This is a genomic window from Stenotrophomonas sp. WED208 (assembly GCF_040984485.1).
Classification (GTDB): Bacteria; Pseudomonadota; Gammaproteobacteria; order Xanthomonadales; family Xanthomonadaceae; genus Stenotrophomonas; species Stenotrophomonas riyadhensis.
On sequence record NZ_JAZARB010000001.1, the window covers coordinates 2998099 to 3011844 of the forward strand.

Consider the following 13746-nt stretch of genomic DNA (forward strand, 5'->3'; position numbering starts at 1 on the left):
TCAGGAGCCCAGTGCGACCGCGGCCGGTTCCAGTTCACCGTCGGCGCCGGTCCAGGCCTGCCGCAGACGCTCGAATCCACCGCTGCCCAGCAGGAAGCCCGGCCAGGCGGCATCGATGATCTGCGCCAGCAGGTCCGCCTCGATCCGTCGCGTGCCCATGGACCAGCGCGGGAACGCGCGCTGCGCGACCGGCGCGCGGCACAACACCTTCAGTTGCCCATGGCTGCGCGCGTTGAGGATGCGCGGAAACACCGAATCGATGCCATCTTCCGGACCTTCCAGATACTGCAGGAAGCGCGATCCATCGAACATCAGCACACCGGTGACGCCGGCTACACGGTTGAATGCCGTGGCATCGGCCAGCAGGCGGTCGAGATCGGTTGTCTGCAGATCGGCGCGGGCCTCACTGGCATAGGCAATCGCGTGCAGCGACATCAGATGGCTCCCCCCCTGGGAACGATGGCTGGGACTATGACATGAATAGGAACGACAGTTAAGCACGTCACCCCGCCAATGCAATCCAGCCACCGTGCGGCGGGTGGGCTACAATCGGCGCCGCGCTGCAGGCCCGGATGGCGAAACTGGTAGACGCATCGGACTTAAAATCCGCCGGGGGCAACCCCATGCCGGTTCGATTCCGGCTCCGGGCACCAAGGCTTTTACGACGATCATCGATCGCGTTCCCGCTCCGCAATTTTCTCGACGCTCCGCAATCTGCTCCAACGCATGATGCCAAGCGAGCAACAGATGGCGTCTGCGACGCAATGTCGCGGATGCCTCAAACACCTCGCCGCATCTGCTGCAGCCCTGCACTCACCCATTCCTTGCGCGCGTCCTTCGGGCGGGGCTTGGTCTCTGCCGGCGGCTTACGCGGTTCCAGCGCTTCCCTGACTCGCGCTGTGGCAGTTTCGTACAGCTCCCCGTGGTCGACTTCGGCCAGCCAGGCCTGGCAGATCTCGCCCCTTGCCTGGCCGAGATCCAGCCCAGCTACGATCTGGGGCGTCGGCACGGCGCTGTCCACGCGCACCCGGGGTGACTGCAGGCTATTCCCCGCGTAGCCTGTCCGCTTCAAGAACGGCAGACAGCGAGATAGGCTTGCCGACCAACGCTGGGTTCATGGAAGAAGCATGATTGATCAACATCCATTGGGTATCGAGCACGAGAGTGAACTGGATCGCCTGTACGACGCCATAGAGGCGGGTGAACTGGACGTGGTGCGCTCCATCGCGGACGCGCAGCCAGCTTTACTGTGGCTGGCCCACTTTGGCTATGCAGGGGACGACAGCGTGTTGCACCTGGCGGCGGCAAGCGGCCAGGAGGCGGTGTGCCAATGGCTGCTGGCCTGGGGGCTTCCGGCGGACATGAACTTCGGCGGAGATGATCACCGGACGCCGTTGATGGAAGCGGTGTCTGGCGGTCACGCCGCTGCGTGCAAGCTGCTGCTGCAGGCGGGTGCCGATCCGGATGGCACCGCGCTGATGCGCTGTCACCCGCTGTACGCCGCTGCCCTCGAAGGGCATGGGGATATCGTAGAGCTGCTGCTGCAGGCCGGTGCCGACGTCAACCGCCTGCACCGGCAGTTGAATCAGTCGGCGTTGGATGCTGCGCGCATCTGGGGCCATCCCGAGGTCGCTGCGACGTTGGAGCGACACGGGGGCAGAAGCGTGCGCGACTACCAGGGTCCCTACGTGCAGGGAGCCGGTGAATCGATCATCGTCTTCGTGCACAACACGGTCGGGCCGGTGCTCCGACCAGAATTCTCGCCGGCGTCGCGTGACCCGAGGGCATCACTGCACCTGGGCCTGATTGACGGCAGATCCGACTTCAAGCTGCTGTTCAGCACCGGACTACATGAAGCCGGTACACCGATGATCGAGCTCTTCCTCCCTCTGCAGCGCAACTGGCCACTGCCACGCACAGGGCTGGGCGACGATAGCGTGTGGCGTTTCCCGCAACTGCTGATGTCGCGCATGGTGGCACAAGTGTTCGCACACGGGCCGATCAGCGAGGGGCACCTGATTGAACGCAGCGATCCCGAGTTCACTGACCTGCCGTGGCCGGAGGGGGTCGATGCACTGCTGGCCGTGGATAGGCCCTGGAACCCGGAGGACGAGCGCGATTCGATCCCGCCGGACGAGCGCGTCAACCTGCTGGTGCTGGCCCCGGTCAAGTACACCCGCAAAGGCAGGCCCGATGCCAGCGCCCTGGCGAACCTGCTAGAACGTAAGCGCATGGCCAGCTGGCGCGTGCTGTCGTTGCGTCGTGAGGATCCACCTGACGGCGTGGCAGTCCTACCGGGCTGACCAAGCGACGCCTCGGCGCGGCGCTTGCACAAGCTTCGTCAACCTGGGCACCTTCACCGTCATTACCCGCGACAGCAGCGGCGTCCCGGCCGACATCCCCAGCTCGACCTGCTTGAGCGCGTAGGCAATCTGCTCCTCGGTAAAACGGGACTTCTTCATCGCCTGATTCCTCGTGATCCACGGGGGTCAATGCGGAGAGAAGTCTCTGCTTTACGCTGGCCCGGTTTTTTGGGGGTGGGTCACACTGCGCGACGGAACCTCAGATCGCGCGCGAATAGCGCGGCTGCTCATGCGCCGCACGCAGGTACGGATCGAAGCACATCGCCAGCAGCCGCAGCAGCGGCCGCCCCGGCTCGCTGGCGCGCACTACACCGTCGCGGTATTCGGCCAGGCCATCTTCCTGCAGCCGCTGAACCGAACGCAGGTCTTCGGCGAAGTACTGCTCGAAATCGACGCCATGACGCTGGCCCAGCGCAGTGCCATCCACCTCGCCCTGGCACATCAGCTGCTGGATCAGTTCCGCACGCAACTGGTCGTCGGCGCTCAGCGCCACCCCACGCCACACCGGCAGCTGGCCCTGGTCCACCGCGTCCTCCCACGACGGCAGATCGCGCGGATTCTGGCTGTAGGTGGCACCGATGTGGCTGATCGCACTCACGCCCAGGCCGAGCAGATCGGTATCGGCGTGGGTGGTGTAGCCCATGAAGTTGCGATGCAACTGGCCGGCACGCTGCGCACGCGACAGATCCTCTTCCGGCAACGCAAAGTGATCCATGCCGATGTACTGGTAGCCAGCTGCGGAGAGCTTCTCCACCGCCAGGCCCAGCAACGCCAGCTTGTCCTCCGGCGACGGCAAGCGGCGTTCGTCGATCTGCTTCTGTGCGCGGAACAGATGCGGCAGGTGCGCGTAGCCATAGACCGCCAGGCGGTCCGGGCGCAGCGCGAGCACCAGCTCGAGGGTGCGACCGAAGCCTTCCAGGCTCTGCCCCGGCAACCCATAGATCAGGTCGACATTGACCGATCGCATGCCGCTGTCGCGGCACGCGCGCAGGATGTCCAGCGTCTGTTGCACGCCCTGCACGCGGTTGATCGATTCCTGCACCTGCGGATCGAAATCCTGCACGCCCAGGCTGGCCCGGTTGAAGCCCAGCCGCGCCAGCATGGCGACGTCGCGGGTATCGATGAAGCGCGGGTCGAGCTCGATCGAGAAATCGCGCTGTGCCGAATCGCTGAAATCGAAGCGCCGGCGCAGCCCCTCCACCAGCGTGGTCATCGCCTCAGCATCAAGGAAGTTCGGCGTGCCGCCGCCCAGATGCAGCTGGATGACCTCGCGGCCGTCCTCGAACTGCGGTGCCAACAGGTCGGCCTCGGCCAGCACCCGCGCGACGTAGCTGTGGCCGCGGCCGCGATCGCGGCTGATCACCCGGTTGCAGCCACAGTAGAAGCAGGGACTGGAACAGAACGGCACGTGCACGTACAGCGACAGCGCACGCGCCAGCTGGTTGCTGTCGGCGATCGCCTGGCGCAGCGCCGGCGCGTCGAAACCATCATGGAAATGCGGCGCGGTCGGATACGAGGTGTAACGAGGGCCTGGCCGGTCGTGCCGACGCAGCAGGTCGGGGTCGAAGGTCCAGGCCAGGCCGCCAGCGGCGGGAGAGAACGTGTCCATGCCGCCAGCATCGCGCCGGACAGCCTGCGCCGCCTTGACCCAGATCAATCCTTGGCAGGGATGCCCAGCACCGGCAGGCCGACCTGTGGCCAGCGCAGCATCTGGTAGCGCTTCCAGAAGGTGTCACCGATGCGCGCGGCCACATCGTTGGCCAGTTCCTGCATCGGCGGGTTGCTGCATTCGGCGGTGGTGATCCGGAACAGCACCAGCCAGCGGTCGAACAGGTCCTTGTCCAGCTCGATCGCCATGTGCTTGGACATTGGCGAACCCTTGAAGCGGCGGGTACCGCGCAGCATCGCCGACCAGAAGTCGACCAGCTGTGCCAGGTGTTCCGGCCAGTCATGCACGTGCGCCTCGAACACCGGCCCCAGCCGCTCTTCCTCGCGCACACGCGCATAGAAGTCGTGGACCAGGCGGGTCACTTCCTGCTCGGTGCACAACTCGGGCGAGGCAACGGGAAGAACAGGCGGCGGTGTTGCGTTCATCAGGGTACCCAAAGCGTGCCGGCAGTGTGCCGCACGCAGGCGGTACCGCCGTTGATCCAGATCAATGTCGGCGCAGTCCGCTGCACCTAGGCTGGCACGCTTGCAGGAAGCATGCCCTGCGGAAGCTGCGCCAGCCTTGGCGGAGTATACGCGCCGCCCACTTTTCGATCCGGGACAGCATGAACAGACCCTCCCCCAGTCGCCGCCAGCGGCTGATCCAGCATTGGGGCGCCATCCTCTGGCCCAGCTTCATCGCCGCTGGCGTGGCCAGCGTGGTGTTCTTCGCCTTCGTCGACCCGTTGCGCCTTCAGGCGATCAGCTTCCCGGGCACGGCCATCAGCCGCGAGCTGGGCTATACCGCAGGCTTCTTCATGTTCTGGACGGTGACGGCGCTGTCCAGCGCGGTCACCTGGTACCTGCAACGACCGATGCCGAGCGACGACGACGACGAGCTGCCGCTGGGATGAGCACACCCTGCACAACCCCACCACGCCCCTGGCGCTGGCGCGGGGCGCTGAATGCCGCCTTGCTGGCCCTGTTCTACGCGCTGCCGTGGCTGCGCTGGGACGGACGCCAGGCGTTGCTGCTGGACATCAATGCCCGGCGCTTCGACCTGTTCGGCTGGACCTTGTGGCCCGGCGACGTCGGTGTGCTGATCGGACTGCTGGCGGTGCTTGCGGTGGGCCTTGCGCTGCTCACCCATCTTGCCGGGCGCATCTGGTGCGGCCATGCCTGCCCGCAGACCCTGTGGCGCCGCGCCTTCGACGGGATCGCCCGTGCCGTGTCCCGCCTGCTTCCCGCCTCGCTGGCGCGCCCGGCGACGCAGCTGGCCTGGGGACTGTTGTCACTGTGGACCGGCGTCACCTTCGTCGGTCTGTTCAGCCCGATCGCCGAACTGGTGGCCGCTGCGCCGCGGGCCGGCTGGAGTGGCTGGGAAACCTTCTGGGTACTGTTCTATGCGGCCGCCACCTGGGGCAATGCCGGTTTCCTGCGCGAGCAGGTCTGCCGTTCGTTGTGCCCGTTCGCACGCATGCAGCCGCTGCTGACCGATCCGCATACACCACGCATGCTGTACGACGCTCGCCGCGGCGAGCCGCGAGGGCCGCGTCCCTCCGGCCTCGGCGGCGTGCTGGGACGGGGGCGTGGCCTGCTCGACCCGACCACCGCGCAGGATTACGTGTTCCGCGCCGCGCATCCGCTGCTGGCCGGACCGATGCCGACCTTCAGTGCCGATCGTCTCGGTGACTGCACGGACTGCGCCGCCTGTGTCAGCGCCTGTCCGATGCAACTGGACATCCGCCAGGGGCCGCAGGCCGATTGCCTGGCCTGCGGCGCCTGCCTGGAAGCCTGCGCAGGGCAACAGCACCGGGCCGGTTTCGGTCCGGGGCTGGTGCGCTACTGCAGTCCGCAGGCGATGGCCGGACAAGCGCGGCGCTGGTGGCGACCGCGAACCCTGGCCCTGCTGTCGATGTTGCTGGCGCTGCTTGCCTGCGGCGCCTGGCGCCTGCTCTGAATCAACGCGGCCCGCTGGCGTGCGGCGGAACCAGCTGCGCACGTCGGACGATGCCCAGCTGCTCGATGATCAGCGCCATTTCGTTGGTGACTTCGGTACGCTCGGTCCCCTGCGGGACCAGGCGGTCCAGCACCTGCTGGTAGGTATCCCAGAACGCCGGACCGCATCCGTGTTTGTGATAGCTGGCTTCCAGTTCGCGGCGTACCCGTTCAGCCAAGCCATGCATGCCGTATTCCATACGACCTCCGTTGGACTTGTTCTGCATCGTTGACGGTCTACCGACTCACTTGCGTGCTACTGAAAGACTCCCGGGCTTCACGCCCGGTTGATGCCAATTAGTCATAGATTTCACGACAGGTCAATTACATGCAGCGACTTTCGTGATCGAAATTATTAATCGTTCACGAAACTACATACGGGGCCCCGGCCGTCCCGGATGGGTCGAACCCGACATGCCCCTCGGATCCCAGGCTCCCACTTCCGGTTGAAGAGATTGATCGGATCTCCCCGATCCATCGAATCTACCTATTTTGCTAAGTGTACTTAGCAAATAGTGCTAAGTGTGCTGTATGCGACAAAAGACGGCGCAGTTCAGATGGATTCGCTGCCCTTCGCTTCAGTCGCGGGGAACAGGTTCGGATAACGCTGATGCAGGATGTACTGCCTCAGGGCAGGAATCGGGAACTCCTTGGGCCATTGCGACACGGCAGATCGGCTTATGCCAAAGAAGCGCGCCAGTTCGGCATCGGTCTGGAATCCCAGCCGGGTACGCACCTGCCGCTTGCTCCAGAATTCGGTCACGGTCGGTCCTTCTGTTAACCAGACTGATTCTTGCGACAAGGCTTCTTCGCAATCCACGCGTTAAGCTGGCTTGCATAGATGAATACTCTCGGCCAACGACTCGCCGCCGCCATGAAGAAAGCCGGGCACCCTCGCCCGGCCGATCTGGCCCGCGCCGCGCACTCCACCACGGCAACCATCAGCAACTGGTTGAACGACCACGTCAGTCCCTCCCATGTGAAGGCCGAACAGCTGTTCCGCATCGCCGATGCGGCCAAGCTGGACGCACGCGAGCTGCTGTACGGGATGAGCGGGCTGGGCGTAGGCGAACGGGGCAATGCCTACATCCCCAGCCAGGCCCATCTGGATGTCTGGCAGGACGCCTATGAGCTGGTCAGCCATCTGGTGGCCGAGAACGGGCTGGAGATCGACCACCGCCGCCATGCGGCGCTGGATCTGCTCGCGTTCGAACTGCTGATGGATGGCTTCAGCCGCAGCAAGGTGGCTCGCGTTCTGACGACCTCGATGACGTGAATGCACCGCCGCTGGTAGCATGGACCGCGATGGGGATGGGGCTCCCCCGATAACCGCCTGAGAAGGCTGATGGCTCCTGCCAGGACGAACCCGGTGTTCGTCGACGGCAGGTCGTGCCTGCCCTCGGCGTTCGCCACTGACTCTGCGAACCCGCATTCGAGGCACGCCATGCAAGCATTGAACAACTATTTCCTGGTCTTCGTCGGCGGCGGCATCGGCGCCTGCCTGCGCCACGCCTGCAACCTGATCGGCGCGCGGGTGGCGGTCGGCAGTCCCTGGCCCTGGTCGACCTTCCTGATCAACATCAGCGGTGCGCTGCTGATGGGCGTGGTGGTCGAGGTCTTCGCCATGCGCAATGGCGCCTCGCCGCAGCTGCGCCTGTTGCTGGCCACCGGCATCCTCGGCGGCTACACCACGTTTTCCACCTACGCGCTGGAGATCGGTCTGCTGCTGCAGCGTGGCCAGCATGGGTTGGCGGCACTGTATGCCGGTGGCTCGGTGGCGCTGGGCCTGGCCGGTCTGTTCGGTGGCATGAAGCTGGCCCGGCTGGTGCTGGGCTGAGGCTGAGGCTCAGGCCGCACCCGCGCGTGCCTGTCCGCGCCACTCCCGCGGCGACTGCCCGGTGTGCGCCTTGAACGCGCGCGACAGCGCCGCTTCGCTGCCATAGCCGACATCGTCGGCGATCCGCTTCAAGGGGCGCCCCTGCCGCAGTGCCTGCTGCGCCAAGCCCACCCGCCAGCCCTGCAGGTACTGGCCCGGGGTGGTGCCCATCGCCTCACGGAAGCTGGCCGCGAACACGCTGCGCGACATGCCGGCGACATCGGCCAGGTCTTCCAGCGTCCACGCCTGAGCCGGCGCTTCGTGCATCGCCACCAGCGCCAGACGCAGCCGCGGATGACCGAGCCCGGCGAACAGGCCGCCGCGCATCTCGCCCCCTTCCATCAGCTGACGCAGCACCTGGATCATCACCACCTCGAACAGCCGGTTGACCATCGCCGCACGGCCACAACGCTGCTCGAAGGCCTCTTCGAACAGCAGTTCCAGCGCCGCGTGGCCGCCATACAGATCCGCCAGCGGCAGGCAGATGAAATCCGGCAGTGCCGCGCTGATCGGATTGAGCGGGCCACCTTCGAAATGCAGGTTTGCGCAGGCCATGTCGGCGCCGTGCTGCGGGTCGGTACTGAAGCGGTGCGGCATCGGCCGCGGGTACAGCAGCAGGCTGGGCACCTCGACCTGCACAGTCTGCTGGCCGTGGCTGACCTGCAGCGGGCCGCGCCGCACCAGATGCAGCTGGCCGGCCTCATCCTCCCCCTGCAGGGTGTTGATGCCGCACAGCGCGCCGGCATGGAACACCGAGGCGGTGAGCGCGAAGCGTTCGAGCAGGATGGCAAGACGGTCGACCACGGCGGGACTCCAGATCAAGCGGGTTGGGTTCAATACGTCAAATCGTATCGGAATCGCCGCCACGGTGAACAACTGAGCACGGCCCTTCCCGAGCCCTCACCCGTCCTGCATATGACGGATCACCACGAAGCCCTCCTCCGGCACAGGTGCCACGAAGTGACGGGTGATCTGCTCGAAGGCTTCATCGCTCGCCTGGAACGGGTGTTCACCGCACGCGTTACGGGCGCGCAGACGCGCCTTGCAGATGGCATCGGGAACATCGAGAAAATGCAGTTGATGGGCAACGCCGGCCGACTCGAACAGTTCGCGGCCCCAGGCGCGGGCGGCGGGCGTGTTGAACGGAACGTCGAGCACGACCGGAACGCCGGCCTGCAGGATCGCGCATACATGCTGCGTCAGCGCGCCGCGCAGCGCCGCCGCGCGCTGCAGGTAATCGGCGATGGAATGGATCTGGTCGGGATACAGCGCGGCCAGCCAAGCGTCCTCGCTGATCAGCACGTGACGTGGCTGCGCCGCCAGCTGCTGCGACAGGGTGGATTTTCCGGCGCCGATCTTGCCGCATACCAGGTGCAGGGTCGGGGCGTCGCCGTTCGATGAAAGCGGGTGCATCTGCGTTCTCCTCGGTGGATTCCAGTACCCGGGAGAGCGCCGCATGCAACCCGCCTTCCCGGGCGGGTTGCATGGCCGTGACGACCGCGCGCTATCCCGCCTTCCCGTGGGGAATGCGGATAATCGACGCGATGCTGTGCAGGACCATGCCGCTAGCGTAGAGCGCAGCCTGGCCGGCCGGCAATCCCCTGCGGCAGTGCAGCGCGCGCAACAATTCGCAGGCATCTATGCTCGGCGCCATTCCCGGATGGAATGACCACCATGCGCCCCTTGCTTCGTTGCGCCCTCGCCCTCGGCCTGCTGCTGCTTTCGGCATCGCTGCTGGCTGCGTCACCGCCTGCACCGCGCATGCTCAGCGGTGAACTGCAGGGGGCACCCTGGCGCCTGGACGTGCCGGCTGACTGGAACGGCGACCTGGTGATGCTGGCGCACGGCTACGAGCCGGTGGGCGTGCCGCGCACTACGCCGATGACCGCCAATGACAGCACTGCAACGCTGCTGGCCGCAGGCTACGCCGTCGCGCAGAGCGCCTATGCCAGCCAGGGCTGGGCCGTGGCCGATGCGATCACCGACATGGAGCGTCTGCGCCAGCACGCGCTGGGCGAACTCAAGCGTGTGCGCCACACCTGGCTGCTCGGATTCTCGATGGGCGGTGCGGTGACACTCGCCAGCCTCGAGCGCCACCCACAGCACTACGCCGGTGGCGTCTCGCTGTGCGGTGCCAACCTCAGTGGCGAACAGATCGCCGCGGATCTGCTGACCACGCTGGTCGCCTTCGATTACTTCTTCCCCAACGCGGAAGGCCTGCCGGCCAGTGGACTGGCGTCGCATGAAGCTGCCGCGTTGCCGCAGGGAGCGCTCTATCAAGGCATCGCCGGCGCGCTGCAGCAGAACCCCCAGCATACCGACGTGCTTGCCAAGCAACTACAGGTCGCTCCGGATGCACTTGCCGGCACGATCAGCCTGCACGCACTGGTCCTGCACGAACTGGCGACACGTAGCGGCGGCATGCCGGTGGGCAACAGGGGCGTGGTCTACCGTGGCTTCGGTGACGACACGGCGTTCAATGCCGGCGTGCAGCGTCTCGACGCCGTGCCTGCGGCGCAGGCCGATGTCCGCGCGAAGCTGGCACTGAGCGGCGCGTTGAAGCGACCGCTGGTGATCCAGTTCAACAACAACGACCCCACCATCGTGCCGCATATGCAGGCGGTGTATCCGCAGCTGGCGGCACATGCCGGCGCACGGCCGTTGCCGAAGGTGCTGCCTGCGGCGGGCGAAGGGCATTGCGGTTTCTCTGAAGCCGACGTGGTCGAGGCGTTGAAGGCTGCACGGCGGTGAGCACAACGCGTGTCGCGGTGCGTCAAGGCCGCGATGGAAGGACTGCTATGGTAGCCCCGCCCATTGAAGGGCAGACAAAGGACTGACGTGATGATCAAGACGACCTTGAAGACCATGATGCTCCTTGGCATGGCCGTGACTGGCCTGGCCTTCGCCGCAGATTCCTGCGACTTCTGCACGCTGAAATACGAGCAGTGCCTGCGCGCGACACATGGACCGTTGGGCAAGACCTCCGAACAATGCGACGCCGAGTACCGCCTGTGCCGTGAAATGGATTGCCCGTCTCCCTGACCGGCATCCGGCCGGCTCCTGCGGGAGCCGGCTCAGCGCCCATCGGTGCGTCCGGCCTCCACCTCCAGCAGGCGTGCCGGCAACTGCTGCAGCAATGCGTCCACCGCTACCCGCGTCTTCAACGGCAGGTGCGGCACCCGCGGCCACACCGCATGGATCGGATAGATCGCACTGGAGGCGGCCGGAAAAACTTCCAGCAACCGCCCCTGCTGCAGGGCATCGCGCACCAGCCAGTACGGCAGCCAGGCCACGCCCAGCCCTGCCACGGCCGCATCAGCCACGCCCTGTAGATCGTCCATCTGCACGCGTGCATCCGGCTTCAACACCTGCGGCTCGCCCTCCACCCGCATCTTCCATTCCATCACCTGGCCGCGCCGGCTGTAAGCCACCGCCTCCAGCCCACGCAGTGCGTCGACGGTGTACGGCAGCTCGCGCCCGGCCATGAACGCCGGCGAGGCGCAGATCGCCATGCGGTGTTCGCCCAGCGGTCGCGCCACCAGATCGCTGCTGTCCGGCAATGCGCCAATGCGGATCGCCAGGTCGATGCCTTCCTCGCGCAGGTCCACGGCGCGATCGCTGAACTGCAGATCCAGCGCCAGCGCCGGATGCTGCCGCGCCAGCTCAAGCAGGATCGGTGCGATGCACAGGTGGCCGAACAGTACCGGCAGGGACACGCGCAGACGACCGGCAACCTGGGTGCGCCCGCCCTCGAGCGCGGCCTCGCCTGCACGGATTTCCTCCAGCGCGCGCAGGCAATGCTGGTAGTAGAGCGCCCCCGCCTCGGTCAGTTGCTGGCTGCGGGTGGTGCGCTGGAACAACTGCGTGCCCAGCCGTGCTTCCAGCCGCGCAATGCTCTTGGCCACCGCCGAACGGGTGACCTGCAGCGCGTCGGCGGCCTGCGCGAAGTTGCCGGCCTGCGCCGTGGCCACGAACACGTCGATACCGTTGAGATCGGACAGGGCCACGATGTATCCATTCCGGAACCAATGGAAGGACAAAATAGAGCCACTGGCGAAATTTTCAAAGTCTAGAGTGGACGCCCTCCCTTCCACGCAGATCGACTTCCCGCCATGAGCAAGGTGCTTGTCCTCCACTCCAGCCTCCACGGCGCCGCCTCACGCAGCGCCGGCCTGATCGAGCACTTCCTGGCCGAGCGCGCCGCGCTGGGCCTCGACGACGACGTCATCGTGCGCGACCTGACCACGCTCGACCTGCCGGTGCTGGATGAGGAGATCTTCCACGCCCTGCGCGGTGCAGAGAACCCGGGGCCGCGCGCACGACAGGCCATCGCGCTGTCCGATGCGCTGATCGGCGAGCTGATGGACAGCGACCTGCTGCTGATCGCCGCGCCGATGTACAACCTCAACGTGCCGACGCCGCTGAAGAACTGGTTCGACCTGGTGGCGCGCGCGCGCGTGACCTTCCGCTACACCGACACCTGGCCGCAGGGCCTGGTCCAGGGCGTGGAAGCGGTGGTGTTCAGCCCGCGCGGCGGCGTGCATGTCGGCCAGGGCACCGACACGGTGACGCCCTACCTGCAATCGGTGCTGGGCCTGATCGGCATCACCGAGGTTGATTTCGTCTACGCCGAAGGCATGGACATCCGCCCACATGGCATCGAGCAGGGCATGGCCCGCGCGCATGCACAATTGACCGCTTTGGCGCAGCGCATGCCATTGCCGAACGCTTAGGATGCAGAGGCCGGCAACCGCCCTGCCGCCTCTTTCCCCGCGGAAGCAACAGACACGATGGCCTTCTTCGAACGACTGAGCGATACCCGCTACTTGCCGACCGAACATACCGGCGGCGCCTGGAACATCCGCGAGCAGCACATCGCACCGGCGATCGGGTTGCTGGCCCACCACCTCGAACGCGACGCCGCGGCACGCGGTCATGGCTTCCTGATCGCGCGCCTGTCCTACGACATCCTCGGCACCATCCCGATCGAAGCGATGGACGCCGAGGTAGAGGTGCTGCGCAGCGGTCGCACCATCGAACTGGTGGAGGCCACACTTCGGCACAGTGACCGTCCGGCGCTGCGCGTGCGTGCCTGGTTGATGCGCCCGAACGACACCGAGGCCATCGCCGGTACGCCGATCACCGGCATTGCGCCGCCGGAATCGATGCCGGCATGGGACCCGGGCACGGTCTGGCCCGGTGGCTTCATCCAGAGCATCGAGATCCGTCGCCACGATCAGGGACCCGGCCGTGCAACCTACTGGGCGCGCGCAACGCAGTCGCTGCTGGACGGCGAACCGGTCAGCCCCTTGGCCCGTGCCGCCACGCTGTTCGACCTGTCCAACGGCATGGCAGTACGCGCCGATCCGAAGGAGGTCGCCTTCCCGAACCTGGACCTCACCGCTCACCTGTTCGGCATGCCCGAAGGCGAGTGGCTGGGTTTCGACACGTCGGTGTCGTTCGGCCGCCAGGGCATCGGCCTGACCAGCACCGTGCTGCATGATGCGCGCGGCCCGATCGGAACACTCGGCCAGGCGCTGACCGTACGCCCGTAAACGCAACGGGCGGCGTCAGCCGCCCAGCGTGCCCATGGTGAAGGTGTAGCCGGAACTCATCAGGAATTCGCGCATGCGCATTTCCGCGCGCCGCGGTGAGGCCAGATTGGCCGGTGCATACAGCGCGTAGACCACGCCGGCGCCTTCGATGGCCTCGCGCCGCACGCCACAGTGGCGGGTCTCCGAGGCGACCACCCAGCCATCCTTCAACCGGTCCGGCCCGATCGATTGGCCGTTCATCAGCCGGAACGTCAACCAGCGTACTTCCGCAGCGGATTTGCTCATCGGTGGCATTCCGGCTGCGTAC

Annotated in this window: 19 protein-coding genes, 1 tRNA gene and 1 riboswitch; of the genes, 10 read left to right on the forward strand and 10 right to left on the reverse strand. The window is 66.3% G+C overall.

Translation table 11 applies throughout. The features are described from left to right. Complete coding sequence (locus tag VPH47_RS13475) at positions 1-435, reverse strand: BLUF domain-containing protein (protein WP_110711825.1); 435 nt, start codon at positions 433-435, stop codon at positions 1-3. Positions 436-566: 131 nt separating this feature from the next. Here VPH47_RS13475 and VPH47_RS13480 point away from each other — a divergent pair. Together VPH47_RS13480 and VPH47_RS13485 are read left to right on the forward strand one after the other, a co-directional pair. Then, positions 567-653: transfer RNA gene (locus VPH47_RS13480), tRNA-Leu, on the forward strand. A gap of 474 nt (positions 654-1127) precedes the next feature. Continuing rightward, a complete protein-coding gene (locus VPH47_RS13485; RefSeq protein ID WP_368851026.1) occupies positions 1128-2303 on the forward strand; it encodes an ankyrin repeat domain-containing protein in 1176 nt (391 codons plus the stop codon). Here VPH47_RS13485 and VPH47_RS13490 read toward each other — a convergent pair. The 3 genes from VPH47_RS13490 to VPH47_RS13500 form a co-directional block, all read right to left on the reverse strand. Next, on the reverse strand, positions 2292-2462 hold the full coding sequence (locus VPH47_RS13490) for a hypothetical protein (RefSeq protein WP_153855172.1): 171 nt from the start codon (positions 2460-2462) through the stop codon (positions 2292-2294). The genes VPH47_RS13485 and VPH47_RS13490 overlap by 12 nt on opposite strands. A 100-nt stretch (positions 2463-2562) precedes the next feature. Next, positions 2563-3972 (reverse strand): oxygen-independent coproporphyrinogen III oxidase, encoded by a 1410-nt coding sequence (gene hemN / locus VPH47_RS13495; RefSeq protein ID WP_110714290.1) that lies wholly within the window; start codon positions 3970-3972, stop codon positions 2563-2565. Positions 3973-4016: 44 nt separating this feature from the next. Further along, positions 4017-4457: a group III truncated hemoglobin gene (locus tag VPH47_RS13500; RefSeq protein ID WP_110711823.1), complete on the reverse strand. Its 441-nt coding sequence runs from the start codon at positions 4455-4457 to the stop codon at positions 4017-4019. 179 nt (positions 4458-4636) lie between these two features. Between VPH47_RS13500 and VPH47_RS13505 the strand changes: the two genes are divergently transcribed. Next, positions 4637-4924 (forward strand): hypothetical protein, encoded by a 288-nt coding sequence (locus VPH47_RS13505; protein ID WP_110711822.1) that lies wholly within the window; start codon positions 4637-4639, stop codon positions 4922-4924. Further along, complete coding sequence (locus VPH47_RS13510) at positions 4921-5970, forward strand: 4Fe-4S dicluster domain-containing protein (RefSeq protein WP_368851027.1); 1050 nt, start codon at positions 4921-4923, stop codon at positions 5968-5970. The genes VPH47_RS13505 and VPH47_RS13510 overlap by 4 nt, the downstream gene beginning before the upstream one ends. A gap of 1 nt (position 5971) precedes the next feature. Here the strand turns inward: VPH47_RS13510 and VPH47_RS13515 are convergent, their stop codons facing one another. Continuing rightward, positions 5972-6208, reverse strand: coding sequence for a hypothetical protein (locus VPH47_RS13515; protein WP_088025582.1), 237 nt, complete (start codon positions 6206-6208; stop codon positions 5972-5974). A 353-nt stretch (positions 6209-6561) separates the two neighbouring features. Then, on the reverse strand, positions 6562-6771 hold the full coding sequence (locus tag VPH47_RS13520; RefSeq protein ID WP_110711820.1) for a hypothetical protein: 210 nt from the start codon (positions 6769-6771) through the stop codon (positions 6562-6564). Between the two features lie 111 nt (positions 6772-6882). Here VPH47_RS13520 and VPH47_RS13525 point away from each other — a divergent pair, with 111 nt between their 5' ends. Together VPH47_RS13525 and crcB are read left to right on the forward strand one after the other, a co-directional pair. After that, positions 6883-7284, forward strand: coding sequence for a helix-turn-helix transcriptional regulator (locus VPH47_RS13525; protein WP_110711819.1), 402 nt, complete (start codon positions 6883-6885; stop codon positions 7282-7284). 22 nt (positions 7285-7306) lie between these two features. Next, a riboswitch (Fluoride riboswitch) is annotated at positions 7307-7370 on the forward strand. Between the two features lie 82 nt (positions 7371-7452). Then, positions 7453-7845, forward strand: coding sequence for a fluoride efflux transporter CrcB (gene crcB, locus VPH47_RS13530; protein ID WP_005412844.1), 393 nt, complete (start codon positions 7453-7455; stop codon positions 7843-7845). Between the two features lie 9 nt (positions 7846-7854). On the opposite strand, the gene VPH47_RS13535 is transcribed toward crcB, so the two are convergent. After that, complete coding sequence (locus tag VPH47_RS13535) at positions 7855-8688, reverse strand: cupin domain-containing protein (protein WP_368851029.1); 834 nt, start codon at positions 8686-8688, stop codon at positions 7855-7857. A 96-nt stretch (positions 8689-8784) separates the two neighbouring features. Further along, positions 8785-9297, reverse strand: coding sequence for an ATP-binding protein (locus VPH47_RS13540; protein ID WP_110711817.1), 513 nt, complete (start codon positions 9295-9297; stop codon positions 8785-8787). A 261-nt stretch (positions 9298-9558) separates the two neighbouring features. On the opposite strand from VPH47_RS13540, the gene VPH47_RS13545 reads away from it, so the two are divergent. Together VPH47_RS13545 and VPH47_RS13550 are read left to right on the forward strand one after the other, a co-directional pair. Continuing rightward, on the forward strand, positions 9559-10635 hold the full coding sequence (locus VPH47_RS13545; RefSeq protein ID WP_368851031.1) for a hypothetical protein: 1077 nt from the start codon (positions 9559-9561) through the stop codon (positions 10633-10635). Positions 10636-10725: 90 nt separating this feature from the next. Next, positions 10726-10926: a hypothetical protein gene (locus tag VPH47_RS13550; protein ID WP_368851032.1), complete on the forward strand. Its 201-nt coding sequence runs from the start codon at positions 10726-10728 to the stop codon at positions 10924-10926. 32 nt (positions 10927-10958) lie between these two features. Here the strand turns inward: VPH47_RS13550 and VPH47_RS13555 are convergent, their stop codons facing one another. Beyond that, entirely contained in the window at positions 10959-11891 is a 933-nt protein-coding gene (locus VPH47_RS13555; protein ID WP_368851033.1) for a LysR family transcriptional regulator, read from the reverse strand. 105 nt (positions 11892-11996) lie between these two features. On the opposite strand from VPH47_RS13555, the gene VPH47_RS13560 reads away from it, so the two are divergent. Both VPH47_RS13560 and VPH47_RS13565 read left to right on the forward strand, forming a co-directional pair. Beyond that, positions 11997-12617, forward strand: coding sequence for an FMN-dependent NADH-azoreductase (locus tag VPH47_RS13560; RefSeq protein ID WP_180847503.1), 621 nt, complete (start codon positions 11997-11999; stop codon positions 12615-12617). Between the two features lie 57 nt (positions 12618-12674). Then, positions 12675-13439, forward strand: a complete 765-nt coding sequence (locus tag VPH47_RS13565) for a thioesterase family protein (protein WP_368851034.1) — start codon at positions 12675-12677, stop codon at positions 13437-13439. 15 nt (positions 13440-13454) lie between these two features. Here VPH47_RS13565 and VPH47_RS13570 read toward each other — a convergent pair whose 3' ends face one another. Further along, the gene (locus tag VPH47_RS13570) at positions 13455-13724 is read right to left on the reverse strand and encodes a hypothetical protein (RefSeq protein ID WP_110711811.1); all 270 of its coding nucleotides are present in this window, start codon (positions 13722-13724) and stop codon (positions 13455-13457) included. Positions 13725-13746: the final 22 nt, after the last annotated feature.

Coding starts and splice junctions, on each gene's coding strand:
- VPH47_RS13515 (WP_088025582.1), bottom strand. CDS start 6,208: ATGGAATACGGCATGCATGGCTTGGCTGAACGGGTACGCCGCGAACTG.
- VPH47_RS13545 (WP_368851031.1), top strand. CDS start 9,559: ATGCGCCCCTTGCTTCGTTGCGCCCTCGCCCTCGGCCTGCTGCTGCTT.
- VPH47_RS13475 (WP_110711825.1), bottom strand. CDS start 435: ATGTCGCTGCACGCGATTGCCTATGCCAGTGAGGCCCGCGCCGATCTG.
- VPH47_RS13570 (WP_110711811.1), bottom strand. CDS start 13,724: ATGAGCAAATCCGCTGCGGAAGTACGCTGGTTGACGTTCCGGCTGATG.
- VPH47_RS13505 (WP_110711822.1), top strand. CDS start 4,637: ATGAACAGACCCTCCCCCAGTCGCCGCCAGCGGCTGATCCAGCATTGG.
- VPH47_RS13540 (WP_110711817.1), bottom strand. CDS start 9,297: ATGCACCCGCTTTCATCGAACGGCGACGCCCCGACCCTGCACCTGGTA.
- VPH47_RS13500 (WP_110711823.1), bottom strand. CDS start 4,457: ATGAACGCAACACCGCCGCCTGTTCTTCCCGTTGCCTCGCCCGAGTTG.
- crcB (WP_005412844.1), top strand. CDS start 7,453: ATGCAAGCATTGAACAACTATTTCCTGGTCTTCGTCGGCGGCGGCATC.
- hemN (WP_110714290.1), bottom strand. CDS start 3,972: ATGGACACGTTCTCTCCCGCCGCTGGCGGCCTGGCCTGGACCTTCGAC.
- VPH47_RS13565 (WP_368851034.1), top strand. CDS start 12,675: ATGGCCTTCTTCGAACGACTGAGCGATACCCGCTACTTGCCGACCGAA.
- VPH47_RS13510 (WP_368851027.1), top strand. CDS start 4,921: ATGAGCACACCCTGCACAACCCCACCACGCCCCTGGCGCTGGCGCGGG.
- VPH47_RS13525 (WP_110711819.1), top strand. CDS start 6,883: ATGAAGAAAGCCGGGCACCCTCGCCCGGCCGATCTGGCCCGCGCCGCG.
- VPH47_RS13485 (WP_368851026.1), top strand. CDS start 1,128: ATGATTGATCAACATCCATTGGGTATCGAGCACGAGAGTGAACTGGAT.
- VPH47_RS13560 (WP_180847503.1), top strand. CDS start 11,997: ATGAGCAAGGTGCTTGTCCTCCACTCCAGCCTCCACGGCGCCGCCTCA.
- VPH47_RS13550 (WP_368851032.1), top strand. CDS start 10,726: ATGATCAAGACGACCTTGAAGACCATGATGCTCCTTGGCATGGCCGTG.
- VPH47_RS13490 (WP_153855172.1), bottom strand. CDS start 2,462: ATGAAGAAGTCCCGTTTTACCGAGGAGCAGATTGCCTACGCGCTCAAG.